This window comes from Levilactobacillus parabrevis ATCC 53295 (genome assembly GCF_001434055.1).
GTDB classification, from domain to species: Bacteria; Bacillota; Bacilli; order Lactobacillales; family Lactobacillaceae; genus Levilactobacillus; species Levilactobacillus parabrevis.
On sequence record NZ_AZCZ01000067.1, the window covers coordinates 1 to 5520 of the forward strand.

General features: G+C 51.0%; 5 protein-coding genes. 4 read left to right on the plus strand and 1 reads right to left on the minus strand.

The window, feature by feature from the left end:
* Positions 1-449 precede the first annotated feature (449 nt).
* The 4 genes from FD07_RS11475 to FD07_RS11495 all read left to right on the plus strand — a co-directional run bounded on the left by FD07_RS11475 (position 450) and on the right by FD07_RS11495 (position 4174).
* Entirely contained in the window at positions 450-1592 is a 1143-nt protein-coding gene (locus tag FD07_RS11475) for a baeRF6 domain-containing protein (RefSeq protein ID WP_020090458.1), read from the plus strand.
* Between the two features lie 343 nt (positions 1593-1935).
* Positions 1936-2298, plus strand: a complete 363-nt coding sequence (acpS, locus tag FD07_RS11480; RefSeq protein ID WP_020090457.1) for a holo-ACP synthase — start codon at positions 1936-1938, stop codon at positions 2296-2298.
* Positions 2298-3425 (plus strand): alanine racemase, encoded by a 1128-nt coding sequence (alr, locus tag FD07_RS11485; RefSeq protein ID WP_020090456.1) that lies wholly within the window; start codon positions 2298-2300, stop codon positions 3423-3425. Before acpS ends, alr begins: the two co-directional genes overlap by 1 nt.
* A gap of 350 nt (positions 3426-3775) precedes the next feature.
* Positions 3776-4174 carry a type II toxin-antitoxin system PemK/MazF family toxin gene (locus FD07_RS11495; protein WP_020090454.1) on the plus strand — a complete coding sequence of 133 codons (399 nt, stop codon included), beginning with the start codon at positions 3776-3778 and terminating at the stop codon, positions 4172-4174.
* 537 nt (positions 4175-4711) lie between these two features.
* On the opposite strand, the gene cbpA is transcribed toward FD07_RS11495, so the two are convergent.
* Positions 4712-5353 (minus strand): cyclic di-AMP binding protein CbpA, encoded by a 642-nt coding sequence (gene cbpA, locus FD07_RS11500; RefSeq protein WP_020090453.1) that lies wholly within the window; start codon positions 5351-5353, stop codon positions 4712-4714.
* Positions 5354-5520 lie beyond the last annotated feature (167 nt).

Consider the following 5520-nt stretch of genomic DNA (forward strand, 5'->3'; position numbering starts at 1 on the left):
ACCAACAACAGTTGACATAGAACCATTTTTCAACGCATCATTAACGACGAGTTCCATTCGGCATAATCCTAAGCAATCGTGTAAAGTGTGAAACAGTCTGCCGATTAGGCTAGGTGATGTTGGCCAGGTTGAAATGCCTAGACAAGTCCGTAGTGTACTTCATTAAATGGTCTAGGCTAGATGCCGTGAATGCGGCTGTCATCAGGATGATACGGCCCCACTAAAATTAAAAACAAAAAAATCACGAAAAATTCTTAAAGCCGTTGGTGCCTGATACCACGGCTTTTTTGATTACATCGCAGAACAAATTGCCCCACAAATCAATTTGTGAGAGTATATTTGCTATTGCGTTTCATTTATCCGCATGGTAATATTCTCTTATCGAAACGATATGAGAAATCTTATCTAAGCAAGCGACCCTAGACAACCAACCACGGAGGTTACTAATTATGGCCAATCATTTTGACTTACATGCTGCGACTGCTCTTGCCACTAAGCCAGGACCGTTCATGACCATGATCTTACCCGTTACTGGCGTGCCAGCTACTGACCGGACGCAATTTAACAGCTTACTCAAGGAAGGGAAGCGACAGCTTGAGACCGTCGCGCCTAACCGTGCCTGGTCTGCGTACGAAGATTCCTTTGCGCCGTACGAACACGGCCCACTGACTAACGGAAGTGCCCGCGGCCTACTAATTATGGCGGGGGCCACGGAGAGTTATCACTACTGGCTGCACACGGTGGTGATGCCGACCGTTACCGTGACCTATCAGCCTAATGTTCTGCCGATTCTACAATCGCGGGATCTGACGAGTGATTATGATCTGTTACTACTGGACAGTAAAGGCTTTGAGCTAGCACAGGTTCGCAGTGGTCGGCCTGAGTTGGTGAACCTGCCGGTGGAAGCACCGATGACTTTGGAACAGGCACTGGGGAGTGAACTCCGCGATCGCGGGCGTTGGCAACGGTCCGCTGGGGACAGCACGCACTACAGTGGAACGGGAACGTTGGATGCTAGCAAATCTGCCGACCAACGTAACTATTTCATGGCGGTCGATGCCTATGTCAGCCAACACTTCTCTAACGTTGACCAAGTACCATTGATTCTTGTCGCGGCGGCCAGCGACCAGGGAAACTTCCGTAAGCTTTCACAGAATGCTTACTTGGACGCCAACGTTCGGGTCGTGCAGCACCCGAATTTGGCGGCAGCTAACCAGACTCTGGCGGCGTTAACGGTCGGCGTGAACGACCAACGCCACGTCCAGGCCACGCAGATTCGCCAGGACGCCTACGACAAGGTTCGCCAGCAGAATCAAGTCGTTCAGGACCTAGGTGCTTTGGCAACGGCCGCGGTGCAGGGGCAAATCGCCAAACTGTGGATTCAAGACGATGCTAGTCAGCCCGGTCATTTAACAGAGAGTGGTGACGTGATGACAGCAACGGCCCTGAGTCGGCAGAATAACTTGTACAACGACCTCACGTTGCTAGTCTTGCAACGTGGTGGGCAGGTTGAAGTACTTCCGGCAGATGCTATGCCAACGCGTAGTCCGATTGCCGCACAGCTGCGGATCAGAGAGTCCGTTCAGCTGTAGGGTTGCTTTGGAGGAAAAGATGAATTGCAAGAGTGTCGGTGGATTCCCCAGTCGTGGTGGCGGTCTGCCGGCACTTTTGCCGTTAGCGAGTCACTGTTAGAGTTTCTAAAAAGGCTACGAAAGGAGGTGGTGTCAATGCCCTAGAATGGTTTAAGCCCCGAAAGGTTTGTTATTTCTGGGAATTATCGGCCTGAACACGTTGGCTTTAAGTTAACTTACATTAGAGCCAATCCGCCGACACCTTTAGATTAGTTTATGTTTTCGCTTAACCAGTTAAGTTGTGGGGGTCAATTCGGCACGGCTGTGCTAAAATATAACCTAGACATTATGGAGAGGTGACATCATGATCTACGGAACGGGCATCGATATTACTGATTTGGCGCGGGTCAAGGACGTTGTGGCGAAACAACCACAGTTTTTGCAACGCGTTTTGACACCTGCCGAGTTAGCCGATTATCACGAATTGAGTGGACAACGCGCAGTGGAATTTATCGCTGGACGTTGGTCCGCCAAGGAATCCTACAGCAAGGCCATGGGAACTGGTATTGGTCGGAAAGTGGGTTTTCAAGATATTGAGATTCGGGATAACGATGCTGGCCGGCCCGTTGTGTTACGGCAACCCTTCACTGGGCGCGCCCACGTTTCAATCTCACACACGGCGACCGTAGTCATGACTCAGGTTATCTTAGAAAGAGGGCAAGCGTAATGGTAGTTGGGGTACACCGTCCAACGCAATTGGTCATTGACCGGGCTGCGTTACGGCACAACATTCACGCGGAGGTTGAACGGTTAGATCAGGGCTGTGAATTGTTTATGGTCGTCAAGGCTAATGGGTACGGCCACGGGGCAATTCAGGTCGCTCAAGCGGCTAAGGATGCCGGGGCCACCGGATTCTGTGTGGCAATTCTGGATGAAGCCTTGGAATTACGGGCAGCCGGGTTTAATGAACCTATTCTGATTTTAGGGGTGACCTCACCAGCCGATGCACCGTTAATGGCGGCTGAGAGAATCTCTACGACGGTTGCGGCGACGGACTGGTTGGCTGATGCTCAGGCCTATTTGGCCCTCGCAGAACCAACCGCAGAGCCCTTACACGTTCATCTGGGCCTGGATACCGGGATGGGGCGTATTGGTTTCCGGACAGTCGATGAATTGACGACGGCCATTGACTTTTTAGAGAGTCATCAGTCAACGTTAGATTTCGAGGGGATTTTTACCCACTTTTCTACAGCGGATAGCCCGGATGACCACTACTTCAAGCAACAGGTGGCTAAATGGCACACGCTCACGGATAATCTGCCCCACCGGCCCCGCTACGTCCACGTTTCCAACTCGGCAACGAGTCTGTGGCACGCGGCATGTAACGATAATATGGTTCGGTTCGGCGTGTCCGGCTACGGTTTGAATCCTTCTGGGACGGCCATCGAAGCGCCCTATGCGTTACAGTCGGCTCTGAGCTTAACCAGTGAGTTGGTCTTCACGAAGAAGATTGCGGCTGGTGATTCAGTTGGCTACGGCGCCACCTATACCGCTGAGCAAGACGAATGGGTCGGCACTGTGCCAATTGGCTATGCGGATGGTTACGAACGCCGTCTACAGGGCTTCCACGTGTTAATTGATGGTCAGGCTTGCGAGATTATTGGTCGCGTTTGCATGGACCAATTGATGGTTCGCTTACCCCATGATTATTCGCGGGGCACAACGGTTACCCTAGTGGGCCAAGACCATGGTGCTGAGGTGACGTTGCAGGACGTGGCTGATTACTGTGGAACCATTCATTACGAGATTGCTTGCGGCTTCACCAGTCGGTTGCCACGGCGGTATCTAAATTAATTTAGGCGGGTTATAGTGTCCAGGTTAGGTGATTCGTGGTAAACTATATGAGTCGAGATGAATTCACAACCTAGGAGGAAAATCATGATCCGTTCTCAGCAATTAAACAGACCAGCTTTACGGTTACACATTTCCAAGAGGGTCCAGCGTCAAGCGTTGGTACCATTGCGGTCGGCTGCAGCTGATAAACTTTCGTTAATTGCAGGGTATCAAGCGATGGCCCTCATCAATCAGGATATTGCTCGAATTTTTACGCCGTGCGAGGAAGAAGCCGAACGGCGATTAACCAAGTTTCGTAGAACACAACATTAAAAGACAAAACAGAATAAGTAGATAGGGGATGGCGGCCCATGGCCCGTGTTGAAGTTAAACGCGGTGATGTGTTCTTCGCCGACCTATCACCAGTCGTTGGTTCGGAGCAGGGCGGCATGCGTCCCGTCCTGATCGTCCAAAACAACGTGGGGAACCACTACAGTCCAACCGTAATTGTGGCGGCAATCACCGCCCGGATCGAAAAGCCTAAGATGCCGACACACGTCGGTATTTCGGCGGATCGAACCGGTATTGAGCGGGATTCCGTCATTTTGCTTGAGCAAATTCGAACAATCGATAAGCAACGGTTAAAGGACCAGGTGACCCACTTGGACGTGAAGACGATGGCAGCGGTCGACGCTGCTCTGGCAACCAGCGTGGGCTTGGTGGATAAGTCGAAGAAGAAGCGGAAACGAAGCAACACCCGCACTACATAGCAATCTTAGTGACAGTTAAGTTCAGGACTCTTTGTTCTGAGCTTTTTTGTTGCCAATCTTCGGGTTAACGGTGGCTGGTCGCCTGCGGCTGCCAGGGTTCCGCTTGCTGTGGAGACCGGTCAAAGCCTGAGAAGCGGTCTTTGACCTCGCCTGCAAGCCCCGAAAGTTCCAGGTCTTGCAGGTCGTCCCGCGCTGTAGGTTGGCAAAAAAACGCCAACCAACACCGCCGTCACAGCACGCTCCACCCTGGCATCCTCCGGCTTCAGTTAGTAGCTAACCCGATATTGAGGCGGTAGTGCCAACGGAGCTGTTGGTAACTGGTGAGCTGGCTACGAAAGCTGTTCAGTGGCAGTTTACGTTAGCCGGCCCTACTGAACAGGCACGATTTTTGACAAGTATTGGTTGAGAATACCAATGTATAGCCGGAGGCAGACAGGGTGGAACCCTGTCTGACGCAGGCGAGCGGCCATATTCACAACCATGTAATAAAAAAATCGCTCCACCAATGGATGGTGGGGCGATTCGATAGTGTTTGATTTAGCTTTCGTGGCGTAGGTCTTCGATTTCAGGAACGTGGAATTCCTTACGTTCGAGGGCCTTCACAATCCGGTCCAACTTTTCTTCGTCAACTTCGGCGGGAAGGGTGAACATAGTCCGGTGAACCAACTCGCCTTCCTGAGCATCCAGGCTGATGACACTGGCAATTGACGTGTACTTCGTGATGATCTTAGCCATACCAGCCAAGTCACCGCGTTCGCCGGCTGAGACAACGGTGATCACGTAACTCCCAATGTTTACATTCCAAGATTGAGATAACATGTCCATCAGACGAGTATGCGTCAGGATACCGTAAAAGGCGTTCTGGTCATCTAACACGGCGATGTAAGGTAAATCCTTAATGGAGAAGAAGACGTTAAAGAAGGCAGCGTTGACCGAAATGAATTTCGTGGCATTCTTCAGTAATGACGTCACCGGGAGCTGCATGTCGCCGCCCCGAGACTTATGGCGATAGATGTGCATCTTATAGATATTTCCCCGGAAGATCTGTCCGGTTTCATCCAGGATCGGCACACACCGATAGCCCGAGTCTTCCAAGACTTTCAGGGCTTGTTCCAGGGTGACGTCCTCGCGAACCGTAACTAACCGTTCTTTCGGTTTCACTAGGGATTTTAGCAGCATAGCAGTGACCTCCTAAAATTAGAAACTTCTAATAATCTCCTTTAATAATACCATAGTTTCCCCCGTAGATGGTAGCTCTTTTTCGTGAAAGACGGGGAAAGTTTTCCTAAAGAAGGGACGGCCTGTAAGGGGTTATGAAAAATAGGTTCTAAAATATCTGTTGTTGG

Excerpts from the sequence above, each read along its gene's own strand:
- FD07_RS11475 (WP_020090458.1), top strand. The coding sequence starts at position 450 with ATGGCCAATCATTTTGACTTACATGCTGCGACTGCTCTTGCCACTAAG.
- cbpA (WP_020090453.1), bottom strand. The coding sequence starts at position 5,353 with ATGCTGCTAAAATCCCTAGTGAAACCGAAAGAACGGTTAGTTACGGTT.
- FD07_RS11495 (WP_020090454.1), top strand. The coding sequence starts at position 3,776 with ATGGCCCGTGTTGAAGTTAAACGCGGTGATGTGTTCTTCGCCGACCTA.
- acpS (WP_020090457.1), top strand. The coding sequence starts at position 1,936 with ATGATCTACGGAACGGGCATCGATATTACTGATTTGGCGCGGGTCAAG.
- alr (WP_020090456.1), top strand. The coding sequence starts at position 2,298 with ATGGTAGTTGGGGTACACCGTCCAACGCAATTGGTCATTGACCGGGCT.